Source organism: Chromobacterium sp. (assembly GCF_041912965.1).
GTDB lineage: Bacteria > Pseudomonadota > Gammaproteobacteria > Burkholderiales > Chromobacteriaceae > Chromobacterium > Chromobacterium aquaticum.
In genome coordinates, this window is sequence record NZ_JAYSGF010000066.1 from 1 (window position 1) to 14,878 (window position 14,878).

At 64.6% G+C, this 14,878-nt stretch carries 16 protein-coding genes and 1 tRNA gene; 5 read left to right on the plus strand and 12 right to left on the minus strand.

Going from position 1 to position 14,878, the window contains the following annotated elements:
- Positions 1 to 49 precede the first annotated feature (49 nt).
- Genes ACE3QM_RS21700 through ACE3QM_RS21715 form a run of 4 tightly spaced genes read right to left on the minus strand, consistent with a single transcriptional unit; the run spans position 50 to position 3,025 of the window.
- Positions 50 to 835, minus strand: a complete 786-nt coding sequence (locus tag ACE3QM_RS21700) for an ABC transporter ATP-binding protein (RefSeq protein WP_231462341.1) — start codon at positions 833 to 835, stop codon at positions 50 to 52.
- Positions 828 to 1,802, minus strand: coding sequence for a FecCD family ABC transporter permease (locus ACE3QM_RS21705; protein WP_374424806.1), 975 nt, complete (start codon positions 1,800 to 1,802; stop codon positions 828 to 830). The genes ACE3QM_RS21700 and ACE3QM_RS21705 overlap by 8 nt, the downstream gene beginning before the upstream one ends.
- A gap of 36 nt (positions 1,803 to 1,838) precedes the next feature.
- Positions 1,839 to 2,645 carry a 4-hydroxy-tetrahydrodipicolinate reductase gene (dapB, locus tag ACE3QM_RS21710; protein ID WP_231462343.1) on the minus strand — a complete coding sequence of 269 codons (807 nt, stop codon included), beginning with the start codon at positions 2,643 to 2,645 and terminating at the stop codon, positions 1,839 to 1,841.
- The gene (locus tag ACE3QM_RS21715) at positions 2,642 to 3,025 is read right to left on the minus strand and encodes an outer membrane protein assembly factor BamE (protein WP_374424808.1); all 384 of its coding nucleotides are present in this window, start codon (positions 3,023 to 3,025) and stop codon (positions 2,642 to 2,644) included. The genes dapB and ACE3QM_RS21715 overlap by 4 nt, the downstream gene beginning before the upstream one ends.
- A 93-nt stretch (positions 3,026 to 3,118) precedes the next feature.
- Here ACE3QM_RS21715 and fur point away from each other — a divergent pair, with 93 nt between their 5' ends.
- Genes fur through ACE3QM_RS21730 form a run of 3 tightly spaced genes read left to right on the plus strand, consistent with a single transcriptional unit; the run spans position 3,119 to position 4,966 of the window.
- Complete coding sequence (gene fur / locus ACE3QM_RS21720; protein WP_048409204.1) at positions 3,119 to 3,544, plus strand: ferric iron uptake transcriptional regulator; 426 nt, start codon at positions 3,119 to 3,121, stop codon at positions 3,542 to 3,544.
- Positions 3,541 to 4,242 (plus strand): leucyl/phenylalanyl-tRNA--protein transferase, encoded by a 702-nt coding sequence (gene aat / locus ACE3QM_RS21725; protein WP_374424811.1) that lies wholly within the window; start codon positions 3,541 to 3,543, stop codon positions 4,240 to 4,242. Before fur ends, aat begins: the two co-directional genes overlap by 4 nt.
- Positions 4,229 to 4,966: an arginyltransferase gene (locus ACE3QM_RS21730; protein ID WP_048409206.1), complete on the plus strand. Its 738-nt coding sequence runs from the start codon at positions 4,229 to 4,231 to the stop codon at positions 4,964 to 4,966. The genes aat and ACE3QM_RS21730 overlap by 14 nt, the downstream gene beginning before the upstream one ends.
- A 58-nt stretch (positions 4,967 to 5,024) precedes the next feature.
- Here the strand turns inward: ACE3QM_RS21730 and ACE3QM_RS21735 are convergent, their stop codons facing one another.
- From ACE3QM_RS21735 to ACE3QM_RS21770, 8 genes are all read right to left on the minus strand, one after another.
- Positions 5,025 to 5,489 carry a glycine zipper 2TM domain-containing protein gene (locus ACE3QM_RS21735; protein WP_048409207.1) on the minus strand — a complete coding sequence of 155 codons (465 nt, stop codon included), beginning with the start codon at positions 5,487 to 5,489 and terminating at the stop codon, positions 5,025 to 5,027.
- A gap of 80 nt (positions 5,490 to 5,569) precedes the next feature.
- Positions 5,570 to 6,592, minus strand: coding sequence for a quinone-dependent dihydroorotate dehydrogenase (locus tag ACE3QM_RS21740; RefSeq protein WP_374424814.1), 1,023 nt, complete (start codon positions 6,590 to 6,592; stop codon positions 5,570 to 5,572).
- A 57-nt stretch (positions 6,593 to 6,649) separates the two neighbouring features.
- Complete coding sequence (locus ACE3QM_RS21745) at positions 6,650 to 7,240, minus strand: malonic semialdehyde reductase (protein WP_048409209.1); 591 nt, start codon at positions 7,238 to 7,240, stop codon at positions 6,650 to 6,652.
- Between the two features lie 22 nt (positions 7,241 to 7,262).
- Positions 7,263 to 8,096: a flagellar motor protein MotD gene (gene motD, locus ACE3QM_RS21750; RefSeq protein WP_374424816.1), complete on the minus strand. Its 834-nt coding sequence runs from the start codon at positions 8,094 to 8,096 to the stop codon at positions 7,263 to 7,265.
- Between the two features lie 19 nt (positions 8,097 to 8,115).
- Positions 8,116 to 9,057: a S49 family peptidase gene (locus tag ACE3QM_RS21755; RefSeq protein WP_374424818.1), complete on the minus strand. Its 942-nt coding sequence runs from the start codon at positions 9,055 to 9,057 to the stop codon at positions 8,116 to 8,118.
- 41 nt (positions 9,058 to 9,098) lie between these two features.
- Complete coding sequence (locus ACE3QM_RS21760; protein ID WP_374424821.1) at positions 9,099 to 9,461, minus strand: Rieske (2Fe-2S) protein; 363 nt, start codon at positions 9,459 to 9,461, stop codon at positions 9,099 to 9,101.
- Positions 9,437 to 10,096, minus strand: a complete 660-nt coding sequence (locus ACE3QM_RS21765) for an HAD-IA family hydrolase (protein WP_374424823.1) — start codon at positions 10,094 to 10,096, stop codon at positions 9,437 to 9,439. The genes ACE3QM_RS21760 and ACE3QM_RS21765 overlap by 25 nt, the downstream gene beginning before the upstream one ends.
- 1 nt (position 10,097) lies before the next feature.
- Positions 10,098 to 11,033, minus strand: coding sequence for an RluA family pseudouridine synthase (locus ACE3QM_RS21770; protein ID WP_374424825.1), 936 nt, complete (start codon positions 11,031 to 11,033; stop codon positions 10,098 to 10,100).
- Between the two features lie 521 nt (positions 11,034 to 11,554).
- Between ACE3QM_RS21770 and ACE3QM_RS21775 the strand changes: the two genes are divergently transcribed.
- Together ACE3QM_RS21775 and ACE3QM_RS21780 are read left to right on the plus strand one after the other, a co-directional pair.
- Positions 11,555 to 14,497, plus strand: a complete 2,943-nt coding sequence (locus ACE3QM_RS21775; RefSeq protein ID WP_374424827.1) for an Rne/Rng family ribonuclease — start codon at positions 11,555 to 11,557, stop codon at positions 14,495 to 14,497.
- Between the two features lie 93 nt (positions 14,498 to 14,590).
- Positions 14,591 to 14,666 (plus strand) — tRNA-Asn (locus ACE3QM_RS21780).
- Positions 14,667 to 14,878 lie beyond the last annotated feature (212 nt).

Sequence of the window (14,878 nt, forward strand, 5' to 3'; positions counted from 1 at the left end):
CTCGTTTTCGCCTTGTCTCGCCCTTGCTCGCGAGACTTTGAACAGGCTCTTAATCGCCGTGAGCGTGGGGCAGCGGCACGAAGGCGCGCAAGGCGTGTTCCTGGCTGCTGAGTTCCGCCAGCCGCACCCCGTAAACCGCTTCCAGTTTTTCCCGACGCATGATCTCGGAGGTAGGGCCGAAGCCGGCGGAGCGTCCCTCGTTCAGCAGCAGCACGCTGTCGGCGTGGCGCAGCGCCAGGTTCAGGTCGTGCACCACCGCCAGCGCGCCGATATTCAAATCGCGGCAGATGCGGGTCACCTGGGCCAGCAGCGCGTCGGCCATCGCGAAATCCAGCGCGGCGGTGGGTTCGTCCAGCAAGAGATAACGTTCCGTCTCCGTTGAGGCCAGCAGTTGGCACAGCGCGCGCGCCAGGTGGGCGCGCTGCTGTTCGCCGCCGGACAGGGTGTGCGCCTGGCGTTGCGCCAGTTCGGTGGTGCAGGTCAGTTCCATCGCCTGGCGGCAGGCGGCGTCGGCGCGGTCGGCGTCGGCCAGATAGGCGCCGGCCAGGATCAATTCCGCCGTTTTCCAGCCGGAAGGGGTCAAGGGGTTCTGTTCCATCACCGCGCGCTGGCGCGCCAGCTGCGCGGCGGATTGCCCGGCCAACGGCCGGCCGGCCAGTTCCACCGCGCCGGCGTTTGGCCGCCGCAAACCGGCCAGCAGGCTCAGCAAGCTGCTCTTGCCGGCGCCATTGGGGCCCAGCACCATGTTCAATTCGCCCGGGGCGACCTGAAGCGACACCTGTTCCACCAGGTTGCGGCCCTGCACGCTCAGGCCCAGCGCGCGCGCTTCAAGCATGCCATTCCTTTCCATTGCCCTGACGCAGCAGCCACAGGAAGAACGGCGCGCCGATCAGGCTGGTGATCACGCCCACCGGCAGTTCGCTGGGCGCCAGCAGGCTGCGCGCCAGCCAGTCTGAGGCGATGGCCAGCAGCGCGCCCAGCATCGGCGCGATCCACAGCAGCCGGCGCGCGTTGCCGCCCACCAATTGCCTTGCCAGGTGCGGGCCCATCAGGCCGATGAAACCTATCATGCCGCAGGCGGACACCACCAGGCCGGCGGCCAGCGCGGCCAGGATCACCACCTGCCATTCGCGGCGGCGCACTTCGAAGCCCAGGTGGAAGGCGGCGGTTTCGCCCAATTGCAGCGCGTTGAGAAAGCGCCATTGCCGGTGCAGCGCCAGCCAGATCAGCGGCGCGGCAACGCACAGCAGCGCCGCCTGCGGCCAGTCCACGCTGGCGAAGCTGCCCATCAGCCAGAAAATCACCACGCGCAAGGAGCCGTCGGGCAGGGTGGTGATCAGCAGGGTCAGCAGGCTGCCCAGCAAGGAGCTGATGGCGAGACCGCTGAGGATCAGCCGGCTGCCGCCTTGCTGGGTCTGGCCCAATAGGCGGATCAGCAATAAGGAAAACAGGCCGCCGGCGAAGGCGGAGGCGGACACCGCGTAGAGTCCGGCGCCCAGGCTCAGCGCTGCGGCCGCGGCCAGCGCGGCGCCGCTATTGATGCCGATCAGGCCGGGCTCGGCCAGCGGATTGCGAAAGCGCGCCTGCACCGCCGCGCCGGCGCTGGCCAGCAAGGCGCCGGCGCTGGCGCTGGCCAGCAGGCGCGGCAGCCGCAGCTGCCACAGCAATTGCCATTCCAGTTCCGGCAGCGCTTGGCCGGACAGCAGGCGGGATGCATCGATGCCGCTGCCGTGCAGCAGGGAGGCGAGGGAGAGTAGGAGCAAGCTGGCCGCGAGGACCAGCGTCAGCGGGAAGAGGCGCATGGCAGGGAGGGCGGGGAGTGGCCTCCCCGCTGGCGCTCAGCGCAGGCCCAGCACGTCCTGCATGTCGAACAGGCCCTTGGGTTTGCCGGCCAGCCAGCGCGCGGCGCGCACCGCGCCATTGGCGAAGGTGGCGCGGCTGGACGCCTTGTGGCTGATTTCCACGCGTTCGCCTAGGGCGGCGAACAAGGCGGTGTGATCGCCGACCACATCGCCGCCGCGCACGGTGGCGAAGCCTATGGTTTGCGGATCGCGCTCGCCGGTCACGCCTTCACGGCCATAGACCGCGCACTCCTTCAGGTCGCGGCCCAGCGCGTCGGCGATGACTTCGCCCATGCGCAAGGCGGTGCCGGACGGCGCGTCCACCTTGTAGCGGTGGTGCGCTTCGATGATCTCGATGTCGTAGCCTTCGTTCAACACCCGCGCCGCCATGTCCAGCAGCTTGAAGGTGAGGTTGACGCCGATGCTGAAATTGGACGCGAACACGATGCCGATCTTGTCGCCGGCGGCGCGGATCGCGGCCTTGCCGGCTTCGTCGAAACCGGTGGTGCCGATGATCATCTGCACGCCGCGCTCGGCGCAGGCGGCCAGGTGTTGCAGCGTGCCTTCCGGGCGGGTGAAATCGATGACGGCGTCGGCGCCTTCCAGCGCCTGGGCGAAGTCGGTGCTGATCTTGACCCCGGTCTGCTGGCCGATGAACAGGCCGGCGTCCTGGCCGATGAATTCCGAACCGGCACGCTCAACGGCGGCGTGCAGCGCCACGCCGGGCGTGCCCAGCGCCGCTTCGATCAGGGTCTTGCCCATGCGGCCGCCGGCGCCGACGATGACCAGCTTCAAGTCGCTCATGGCTTGACTTCCTGGGCCGGAGCGGAGGCTGCCAGCGCCGGGCGCTCGGCCGGCTGCGCCTGGCCTTCCACCCGTTCCAGCACGTCGCCATTGAAGTACACTGTCAGCAGACGGTTGCTTTCCTTGTCCAGCCTGCCCTGTTTGACATCGCGGTAGGAGTAGTCCCAGCGGTTGGCGTGGAAGGGGTCGGCCAGCAGCGGCGAACCCAGCAGGAAGCGTACTTGCGAGCGGGTCATGCCCGGCTTGAGTTTGGCAACGGCATCCTCTGTGACATAATTGCCCTGCTGGATTTCCATCTTGTGCGGGCTGAGCCAGTTCAGGGGATTCATCGAACTGCAGCCGGAGAGGGCAATGACGGCGGCAAAAATCAGGGCGCGCATGATACTCCGTGACCGAATAGTTATGAGGCTGTAATTAGGCAAAGCCGTGAAAAGGCTTTATCATGATCTGAAATCGACCCACTTTATATCACGATGAGCAAAGCCAGTCACCTTAAAGATATCGGCCTCAAGGCCACCGGCCCGCGTCTGAAAATCCTCGATTTGTTCGAAGAGGAGAACGCTGGCCACATGTCGGCGGAAGATGTCTACCGCAAGCTGCTTGCGGAGAATATCGACATCGGCCTTGCCACCATCTACCGCGTGCTGACCCAGTTCGAGCAGGCGGGCATCTTGGTGCGCCACCATTTCGAAACCGGCAAGGCGGTGTACGAGCTGAACCAGGGCGGCCATCATGATCATATGGTGTGCGTCAGCTGCGGCAAGGTGGTCGAGTTCTTCGACCCCGAGATCGAGGCGTTGCAGGACCGCATCGCCGAGCAGCACGGTTTCCGCATCGTCGATCACGCGCTGTATATGTACGGCGAGTGCCCGGACTGCCTCAACGCCAAGAAGGCATGATCCCCTGGCTCGGTCCTGAGCTGGTCTTCCCTCCGACGCGGCTGGCTCTGCGCGAACCCAACGGTTTGCTGGCCGCCGGAGGCGATCTGTCCCCGCAGCGCATTCTGGCTGCCTACTCCCAAGGCATTTTTCCCTGGTTTTCCGAAGGCGAGCCCATTCTGTGGTGGTCGCCGGCGCCGCGCATGGTGCTGTGCCCGGCCGAGCTCAAGGTCAGCCGTTCCATGGACAAGGTGCTGCGCAATCAGCGCTATCAAATCCGCGTCGACACCGCCTTCCGCGAGGTGATGGCCGCCTGCGCCGAGCCGCGCGGCCAGCAGCAGGGCACTTGGATTGTGCCGGAAATGGTGGAAGCGTATTGCCGGCTGCATCAGCTGGGTTATGCTCATTCCTTCGAAACCTGGGTCGACGGCGAACTGGTCGGCGGCCTGTACGGCATCGGCCTGGGCTTGATGTTCTATGGCGAATCCATGTTCTCCCGCCGCAGCAACGCCTCCAAGCTGGCCTTCATCCACATGGTGCGTCACTTGCAGGAGCAGGGGGTGACGATGATAGATTGCCAGATGCACACCCGCCATTTGCAGAGCCTGGGCGCCAAGTTGGTTTCGCGTCAGACATTTCTTGCTACTCTAAAAGAGAATGCCCGACGGGCGCAGCCCGCCGCGATGTGGAACTACCGGTATAGCCATGAGCCATCGTGATCCCGGCCCGACTGTGGCCATCCATTTCTATGCCACCGCGCCCTATCCGTGCAGCTATCTGGCGGGGCGGCAGGCGCGCTCCCAGGTGGCGATCCCGGCCGAGGCGATCGATGGCGAGGTGTATAGCCAGCTGGTGAAGCTGGGCTTCCGCCGCAGCGGTCTGTACACCTACCGGCCATATTGCGATAGCTGCCAGGCCTGTGTGCCGGTGCGCATTCCGGTGGAGCGTTTCACGCCGGGACGCACTCAGCGCAAGGTGGCGCGCCGGCTGGAAGCGATGCAGGTGCGCTTGCTGCCGCTGGAGTTCGACGCCGAGCACTATGCGCTGTACCGCTGGTATCAGCAGTCGCGCCACGCCGGCGGTGGCATGTCCGACGACGATCCGCAGCAGTATTCGGAATTCATCCTGAAGAGCGGGGTGGATAGCATGTTGGCGGAGTTCCGCCTGGACGGCGAATTGAAGATGGTCAGCCTGATCGACCGCCTGGCCGACGGCCTGTCCGCGGTGTACACCTTTTATGATCCGGACGACGCCAAGTCCAGCCTAGGGGTGTTCAATGTGCTGTGGCAGGCGGAGCTGACGCAGCGGCTGGGCCTGCCTTATCTCTATCTGGGCTACTGGATACGCGAATGCCAGAAAATGTCCTACAAGGCGATGTACCAGCCCTTGCAGGCCTTGATGGATGGGCGCTGGGTGGAGCTGGCCAGGCCGCGGGAGGAGTAAGCGGGCAATGAAAAAGGCCGGGGTGACCCGGCCTTTTTAACTTGGGCTGCCGCTTGGCTTAGAACGGCACCACGCGGTCGTTGCCGCCGCCGGTCAGCACGCGCACGCGCTGGTTGGCGGAGAACGGAATGTCGGCTTCTTGCACGATGGAGATCATGCGGCCGGAGCCGTCCAGCTTGACGGTGATTTCCAGCGCGTTCTTGGTCAGCCCGCGTTGAGCGGCCTGAGCGCCGAAGCCGCCGGCCAGCGCGCCGACGATGCCGCCGGCGATCTGGCCCTTGCCGCCGCCGATATTGCTGCCGGCCAGGCCGCCCAGCGCGGCGCCGCCCAGGGTCAGCAGTTCATTGTTGCTGCCTTCCATTTTCACGTTCTGCACCGAAACCACGGTGCCCAGCTGCACGGTCTGCGCCTGGCGCATCTGGCCCTTGGAGTAGACGGCGGCGGAGTCGGAGGTGGCGCAGCCGGTGAGAATGCCCGCGCCCAGCAGGGCGGCCACGGAAAGGCGGATCAGTTTGGTGTTCATATTAGAGAGTCCCATATTGTTCAGCGAGCCGACCGGCTCTTGCTCGCCCCAGCTTGCGCTCGGGCCGCATGGAGGCGGTCTTATTGTTTGGCGCGGATGGCGTTGGCGCATTCCGCTACCAGGGCCGGGCCTCGGTAGATCAGGCCGCTATAGACTTGCACCAGGCTGGCGCCGGCCTCTAGTTTTTCCACGGCATCCTGTCCAGACAGGATGCCGCCAACTCCTATGATAGGCAGGGCGCCGTCAAGTTCCTTGGCTAATTTGCGAATAACTGTTGTCGAACGCTGCTTGACCGGCGCGCCGGACAGGCCTCCGGCCTGTTCCGCCAGCGGATGGCCGGCCACTTCCGCGCGCGACAGCGTGGTATTGGTGGCGATGACGCCGTCGATGCGGTGCTCGGTCAGCAGGCGGGCGATGGCGGCGATCTGCTCGTCGTCCAGGTCCGGCGCGATCTTCAGCGCCAGCGGCACGTGGCGGCCGTGCTTGTCCGCCAGCGCCTGCTGTCTGTGCTTCAGCTGCGCCAGCAGGCGGCCCAGTTCGTCGCCTTCCTGCAATTGCCGCAGGTTCTTGGTATTGGGCGAGGAGATATTGACGGTGACATAGCTGGCGTAGGCGTAAACCTTGTCCAGGCAGGCTAGGTAGTCGTCGGCGGCGTTCTCGATCGGGGTGGTGGCGTTCTTGCCGATATTGATGCCGAGCACGCCCTGGAATTTGCAGCGGCGCACATTGTCCAGCAGCGTGTCCACGCCCAGATTGTTGAAGCCCATGCGGTTGATGATGGCTTGATGCTCCGGCAGGCGGAACAGCCGCGGCTTGGGGTTGCCGGCTTGCGGGCGCGGCGTGACGGTGCCGATTTCGATGAAGCCGAAGCCCAGCGCGGCCAGCGCGTCGATATGCGCTCCATTCTTGTCCAGCCCGGCGGCGAGTCCCACCGCGTTGGGGAAGGTCAGGCCCATGACTTGCACCGGCTTGCGCGCGGCGCCGTGGCAGGCCAGCGTGCTCAGGCGCAGCTTGTGCGCCTGGTCCAGCATCGCCAGCGTCTGTTCGTGGGCGGTCTCTGCGTCAAAGCGGAACAGCAGCGGGCGCAGAAGCGAATAGAGCATCGTGTTTCTCCAGGCAGCAAAATGCCCGGCATTATAACCGGGCATGGGCGGGGCGGTTTAAAGAATCTGGCAGGCGTCGTCGAAGTCGAAGCGCGGCGAGCGCGGGTAGAGCTTGTCGGCGGCGCCGTAGCCCAGGTTGACCAGGAAGTTGGACTTGAAGCGGCCGTCCGGGAAGAAGGCCTGGTCCACCGCGGCGTTGTCGAAGCCGGACATCGGGCCGCAGTCCAGCCCCAGCGAACGCGCGGCCAGGATCAGGTAGCCGCCTTGCAGGCTGCTATTGCGCGCGGCGGTGGCCTGGATCGCGGCTTCATTGCCCTCGAACCAGCTTCTGGCGTCGGCGTGCGGATAGAGCTTGGCCAGGTGTTCGTAGAAGCGCATGTCCTGGGCCACGATCACGCAGACCGGCGCGGCCATGGTTTTTTCGACATTGCCTTCGGCCAGGCAGGGCTTGAGCTTGGCCTTGGCGGCGTCGCTCTGCACGAAGATGAAGCGCGCCGGCGAGCAGTTGGCGCTGGTGGGCGCCATCTTCAGCAGGTCGAACAGCTGGTGCAGGATTTCGGCGCTGACCGGGCGGTCTTGCCAGTGGCTGTGGGTGCGGGCGTTGAGGAACAGCTGTTCCAGCGCGGAGTGATGAATCGGGGTGCTCATATCGTGCTCCTCTCGAGGGGTGTTAGCGGCCATTGGCCAGTGATGCGTCTTGTGGCGATAGCACTTCGGCGTCGCTCAGCCCGCTTGCCAGCACGGTGATGGCGACACGGCGATTGCTGGCGCGGCCGTCGGCGGTGGCGTTGTCGCCCACCGGCAGGTTGGAGCCACGGCCCACCGCCACCAGCCGTTCCGGCTTGATGCCGTTTTCCTGGAACAGGCGCACCACGCTGCCGGCGCGCGAAGCGGACAGTTCCCAGTTGGACGGGAAGTAGGAATTGCGGATGGGCACGGTGTCGGTGAAGCCTTCCACCCTGATCGGGTTGTCCACCTTGGCCAGCTGCAGCGCCATATTGGCCATCAGCAGCCGCGATTGATCGTTGGGTTGTGCCTGACCGGTGGGAAACAGCGCGGTGTCGCGGATGTCTATGGTGACGCCCTTGCTGCTGTGGGTGATGGTGACCTGTCCGCTCTGGACCAGCGGGTCCATCACCTTGGCCAGGTCCTGGGTCAGTTGACCCAGGCGGGCGTTTTCATCGCCCTGGCCGCCGCCGGGCTTGCTTTTGCTTCCGGCCGGCTCTCCCTTGACCGCCTTGGCGATGGGCTTGGTCTCGGGGATCTCTATCATGGTGTTGGCCCCGCCGCTGGGCGGGGTGGTGTTGATATTGATGGTGGAGCCAGAGCGGAAGGCATCGACGATGGCGGAGGACAGTACGCGGTATTTGCCCTCGTTGACCGAGGAGATCGCGTACATCACCACGAAGAAGGCGAACAGCAGGGTGATGAAGTCGGCGTAGGAAACCAGCCAACGTTCATGGTTCTCGTGTTCTTCTTCCTGCCGTTTTCTTCTGCGCGCCATGGTGTGCCTTGCCGGGTGGTCAGAACAGCTTGGTGTCGAACAGGCTCTTCACGCCGCCGGCGAATTCCACGCCGATCTTGCGCGCCACTCGGCTGGACAGATCGTCCTGCTGAGTATAGTCCACGGTTTTCTCGGCCTTGATCACGTCGCGCGCCACCGAGCGAACCGTGCCCAGGCCATCGGCCAGGCCCAGCGGAATGCTCTTTTCGCCCAGCCAGACCATGCCGGAGAACAGTTGCGGGTCATTGGCCAGGCGTTGGCCGCGGCCGGCCTTGACCGCCGTGATGAACTGGGCGTGGATGTCGTCCAGCAATTGCTGGCGGATGGCTTCCTGCTTGGGATTGACCGGGGAGAAGGGATCGCCCATCGCCTTGTTCTCGCCGGAGGTGCGCAGGCGGCGGTCCACGCCCAGTTTTTCCATCGCGGCGGTGAAGCCGAAGCCGTCGGACAACACGCCGATGGAGCCAACGATGCTGGCCTTGTCGACGAAGATCTTGTCGGCGGCGGCGGCGATGTAATAGCAGCCGGACGCGCATACCTCGTTGACCACCACGTAGACCGGGATGGACGGGTGCAGCTTCTTCTGGCGGCGGATTTCGTCATAGGCCATGCCGGAGAGCACCGGGCTGCCGCCGGGGCTGTTGGCGTCGATGATGATGCCCTTGGTGCTCTTGTCGCCGTAGGCGTCGGCGAGCGCCTGGCTCAGTTTATTGGCGGTGTCGCTCTGGCTGTCGATCACGCCTTCCAGTGTGATGACGGCGCTGTGGCCGGCGCCGGTGAGGCCGGCGGCGGCCTTGTCCTCGTTGCGCATGAACAGGCTGAACAGGATGAAGCCGATGATGATCAGCCAGATCATGCGGAAGAAAATTTTCCATTGCCGCGCGCGGCGTTGTTCCACCAGCGCGGCGCTGGCCAGTTTTTCCAGCAGTTGGCGCTCCCAATGATTGGAGTTGTCGCTCATTATGTGGTGCTCCCTTGGTAATCCCTGGAGTCTAGCAAAGATCAGGGTGCCGGGACATTGATGTAAATGCCGTCGTCCTGTTCGGTGACCGGCACTGGGATCAGGCGCTGGCCGCGGCAGGGGCCGGACACGCAGTAGCCGGTGTGCGCTTCGTAGCAGGCGCCGTGCATGCTGCACACCAGATAGTGGCCGCTGAGGTCGAATACTTCGCCGTCGCGCAGGTCCAGTTCCACCGGGATGTGGCGGCAGGCGTTGACATAGGCGTAGACCTGGCCGCGGTAGCGCACGGCGAAGGCGGATAGCGGCGGCGCGCCATCCGCCTGTTCGATTTCAAAGCGCCAGGCGCGGCCGCCGTTTTGCAGGTCGGCGGAGGCGCAGATCAGCCTAGCCTGGGCAGCAGCCATGCGCTCAGCTCGGCGTAGGAATGGAATAGCGCCAGCGGCTGGCAGCTTTCCAGGCGCTCGCTGTCGTGAGCGCCAAAGCTGACGCCCACGCCATGGCAGCCGGCGTTGTTGGCCATCAGCAGGTCATGACTGGTATCGCCTATCATCAGCGTGCGGCACGGGTCCGCGCCCAGCACCTCGGTCAGCGACAGCAGCATGTCCGGGTGCGGCTTGGAATGGCACTCGTCCACGGTGCGGGAGGCGTGGAACAGCGGACCAAGCCCGGTTCGCTCCAGCAGGCGGTTGAGGCCGGCGCGGCTGTTGCCGGTGGCCACCGCCAGGAAAACGCCGCTGGCGGCGATGGCGTTCAGGCAGTCCTCGGCGCCGTCGAACAGCGTCACCTGATGCTGATTGGCGTGATAGTGATGGCGGAAGGCTTCGGTCAGTCGCGGCAGTTGCTCGGCGTCGGCGGCCGGGCAGGCCTGTTGCAGCGCTTCGGCCAGCCGCAGGCCGATGACGTGGCTGGCCTGCTCGCGGCTGGGGATGGGGAGCGCGAGATCGGCGCAAGCCTGCTGGATGGACTGGCTGATATGGGCGGTGGAGTCCATCAAGGTGCCGTCCCAGTCGAACACGACCAGATCGAAGCGAGTGTTCATCTCAAGACCTCAGGCTTTTCAGGAAGCGCTCCAGTTCCGCCGGCAGCGGCGCTTCCAGTTTCAACGGCTCGCCGGTCAGCGGGTGGGGTAGGGACAGGCTGCGCGCGTGCAGGAACATGCGCTTCAGTCCGCGCTTGGCCAGTTCCTTGTTCAGCGCGAAGTCGCCGTATTTCTCGTCGCCGGCGATCGCGCAGCCGTTGGCCTGCATATGCACGCGGATCTGGTGGGTGCGGCCGGTGCGCAGGTGCGCTTCCACCAGCGTGAATTCCGCAAAGCGCTCCTTGACCGCGAAATTGGTGTGCGCGTACTGGCCGTTGTCGGCGTCGCTGACCCGCACGCGGCGCTCGCCGTCCGCGGTGTGGAACTTGAACAGCGGCAGTTTGACCTGGCGCGCGTCGTCCGGCCACTGGCCTATGCCCAGCGCCAGATAGCGCTTGTCCGGCACATTGGCGCGCATCATGTCGTGCAGCTTGGTCAGCGCCGAGCGCTTCTTGGCCAGCATCAGCAGGCCCGAGGTTTCGCGGTCCAGCCGGTGCACCAGTTCCAGGTAGCGCCAGTCCGGATGCGCTTGGCGCAGCTGTTCGATCACGCCGAAGGACACGCCGCTGCCGCCGTGCACCGCCACGCCGGCCGGCTTGTCTATCACCAGCAGCGCATTGTCTTCGTACACCACCGGGAAGGTGGCGGCCGGCACGTTCTTCTCCGCGCGCTCGGCGACGCGTATCGGCGGGATGCGCAGTTCGTCGCCGGCCTGTACCCGGTAGGCGGCGTCAATGCGGCCCTTGTTCACGCGCACTTCGCCGGAGCGCAGAATGCGGTAGATATGGCTTTTGGGCACGCCTTTGAGCAGGCGCACCAGGTAGTTGTCTATGCGTTGGCCGGCGTCGCTGTCGTCCACTTGGACGAAGGAGACGGAATCTTTGCGAATGTCTGTCATATTGCTTATACTTCTGGCGCTGTCCTCATGGTGTGTTGCACCGGGATGACGGCAAAATGTCAAGCCAAGGTCACGGCATGTTGCGTGGCGCTGCTGCATGAAGTCGGAGTCGGCCGGCAGGGATTTACAGACCCTGACCTGATGCCGCCGCGACATTTGCAGCCAAGGTTAACTCGCTCACCGAAAAGCAGCGATGGTAATGCATTTGTACGCATAACGCACTCACGAGTATTCCATTTCCTGATGCTAAGCCAGTCAGGAAATTTTGCAGCGAAGTTTGACCCGGCATGCTAGCCCCCCTGTACTGTATGTCCTGCCCTCGAGGTAGGCCGGTGATCCCGGAGCGCCAATTGCGCACATGAGTCAGGTCTGCGTGTGATCGATTTTCAGGAAGTAGGCTTGTCAAAACTGTTTTTTTCGATCTTTACATCGACACTTCTTTCGGAAAGCGCCCATCAATAGTCACTGGGCCGTCAAATACTGGCTGCATCCCTTGCGTGAGTGCTGCGCAAGGAATGTAAATGAAACGCATGTTGTTCAACGCAACGCAGGCCGAAGAGCTTCGCGTTGCTATTGTCGATGGGCAAAAGCTCGTCGACCTCGATATCGAGACCGTAGGCAAGGAACAGCGCAAGGGGAATATCTATAAGGGTGTGATTACCCGTATCGAGCCCTCCCTTGAGGCTTGTTTCGTCGATTACGGCACCGAACGCCACGGCTTCCTGCCGTTCAAAGAGGTCTCCCGCTCCTATTTCCAGGGCTATGACGGCGGCCGCCCGCGCATTCAGGATGTGCTGCGCGAAGGCATGGAAGTCATCGTCCAGGTGGAAAAAGACGAGCGCGGCAACAAGGGCGCGGCGCTGACCACCTATATCAGCCTGGCCGGTCGTTATCTGGTGCTGATGCCCAACAACCCGCGCGGCGGCGGCGTGTCGCGTCGCATCGAGGGCGAGGAGCGTCAGGAGCTGAAGGATCTGCTGTCGCAGCTGGAAGTGCCGCACGGCATGAGCCTGATCGCTCGCACCGCCGGCATCGGCCGCAATCTGGAAGAGCTGCAGTGGGATCTGGGTTACCTGATGCAACTGTGGCGCGCGATTGAAGGCGCCGCCGGCGCTCAGAACGCGCCGTTCCTGATTCTGCAGGAAGGCAGCCTGGTGATTCGCGCCATTCGCGATTATTTCCATCCGGACATCGGCGAAGTGCTGATCGACACCGAGGAAATCTACGACCAGGCCCGTCAGTTCATGAGCCATGTGATGCCCAACATGCTGTCGCGTGTGAAGCTGTACAAGGATCATGTGCCGCTGTTCTCCCGTTTCCAGATCGAACACCAGATCGAAACCGCCTTCGCCCGCAGCGTGCAGCTGCCGTCCGGCGGCGCCATCGTGATCGATCACACCGAAGCGTTGGTTTCCATCGACGTCAACTCCGCGCGCGCCACCAAGGGCGCCGACATCGAGGAAACCGCCGTCAAGACCAACCTGGAGGCGGCCGAGGAAATCGCCCGTCAGCTGCGCTTGCGCGACCTGGGCGGCTTGGTGGTGATCGACTTCATCGACATGGAAAGCGCCAAGAATCAGCGCGACGTGGAAAACCGCCTGCGCGACGTGCTCAAGCATGACCGCGCTCGCGTGCAGATGGGCAAGCTGTCCCGTTTCGGCCTGCTGGAATTGTCGCGTCAGCGTCTGCAGCCCAGCCTGGGCGAAACCAGCCACGAAACCTGCCCGCGCTGTCACGGCATCGGATTCATCCGCGGCACCGAATCCTCCGCGCTGCACATCCTGCGCATCATCCAGGAAGAGGCGATGAAGGAAAACACCGGCGCGGTTCACGCGCAGGTGCCGGTGGACGTGGCCACCTTCCTGCTCAACGAAAAGCGTTCCGAGATCCATTCGATCGAAGAGCGTCTGGACGTGGACGTGGTGCTGATTCCGAACATCCATCTGGAAACCCCGCATTACAAGATCGTTCGCGTGCGTCACGACGATCTGGCCGAAGCCGGCGAAGCGCCGAGCTACAAGCGCGTGGAAGTGCAGGAAGAAGACGTGATCACCAACTTCGGCCATGAAAAGCCGAAGCTGGAACGCCAGGAAGCCGCGGTGAAAGGTATTACGCCGCAGCAGCCGGCGCCGTCGGTGGAGGCCAAGGTGGCCGCGCCGGAACCGAGCTTGTTCGGCAAGCTGGGTTCCTGGATCAAGAGCCTGTTCGCCGAGCCGGAAGCGGTGGCTCAGCCGGTGGAGAAGAAAAAGCCGGCGGCTCAGTCGCAGCAGCGCGGCAACCGCCAGCGCAATGGCGAACGTCGTCCGGGTGGTCAGGCGCGTCGCGAGCATGAGCAGCGTCGCCAGGGTTCGGACGAGGCCAAGCCGCGCCGCCCCGAGCGCGCCGAGCGTCAGGACGGCGAGCGTCAGGAACGCCAGGAGCGTCCGGAGCGCAAGGAGCAGCCGCAGCGCGAAGAGCGCCAGGAGCGTGGCGAGCAGCCGCGCAATGGCCGCCGCCGCGAGCGCGATAATGGCCGTGAGGGCCGTGAAGTTCGCGAGGCCCGTGAACTGAAGGACGCGCCGCGTCAGCAGCAGCCGCGCGAAGAAGCGCCGCAGGAACGTCCGGAGAAGCTGGAAAAGTCGGAGCGCCAGCAGCAGGAGCCGCGTCGTCGCCCGGTGCCGCAAGTGGAAGAGCCGGCCTTGGAGCAGGGCAAGCCGCTTGAGGAAGTGCGCGCCGATGCCGACGCCGAGCAGCAGGAGCGCAATGAGCGCCGTCGTCGTCGCAGCCGTCGTGACCGTCGTCGCGATGAGCCGGCGGCTCAAGAAGGCGCGGCCGAGGCTGGTGTCGTGGAAGCGGGTGTCGCCGAAGCCGCTGTGCCGGCCGTGGCCGCGCTTGCCGTGACGGCCGCCGTGGTTGCGGTGGAAGAAGCCGCGCCGGAAGCACCGGCCGAGGTGGTGGAGCCGGTCGTGGCCGCGCCGCTGGAAGCGGTGGCGGAAGCGCCTGCCGAAGCCAAGGTTGAAGCGCCGGCATTTGCCGTCGAGCCGCCCCCGGCTGTTGCCGAAGCACAGCCTGAGGTGGCCGCTGTTGTTGTCGAGCCGCAGCAGGAAGTGGCGGCTGAGGCGGTACAGGAGCAGCCGCTGGTCGAGAGCGTGGTCGAAGCCGAGCCGGTGGCGCAGTCTGTGTCCGAGCCGATGCTGGCGGTTGTGTCCGAGCCGCAGCCGGTGGTGGAAGAAGCCGCCGTCGAAGCGCCGGCCGTGGAACCGGCTCCGGTTCAGGTCGAAGCCAAGCCGGTGCAGCTTGAAACCCGCGCCGAGCCGGCGGATCTGGGCGGTCTGGTGATGATATCCACCAAGGCCGTGGCCGAAGTGCCGGTGGCGCAAGAGCCGGCATTGCAGCAAGGTCCGCGTCGCCGCGATGTTACGCGTCAGGCTCAGCAGGATGCGGCTCCGGCTGCGCTGGTGCAGGTGGAAACGCGCAATCCGTGATTGCGCTAATGTCTGGGGCGCGAAGTTTTCGCGCCCCAGGCGTTGACGCTTTTTTGGTGCTGGGGTAATATACCCCTCTCTCGCAAGAGATGTTCCCTGATAGCTCAGTTGGTAGAGCGACGGACTGTTAATCCGCAGGTCGCAGGTTCGAGCCCTGCTCGGGGAGCCAAGATTCGAAGGCCACGCATCGCGTGGCCTTTTTGCATTTCCTTTTCGCGCGCACGCGCATCGCCGGCGGGACCGGCGTCCTTTTCGCTCTCATCTAGGCTGGCTCGGCTTGCGGGGTCGAGGGCGGGCTCTAAGAACCTGTTTACGATCTGCTGCGAGTCGGCGATACGGCGTTGAAACCGAGCTCAAAATGCTCATGTACCACCTGTACAT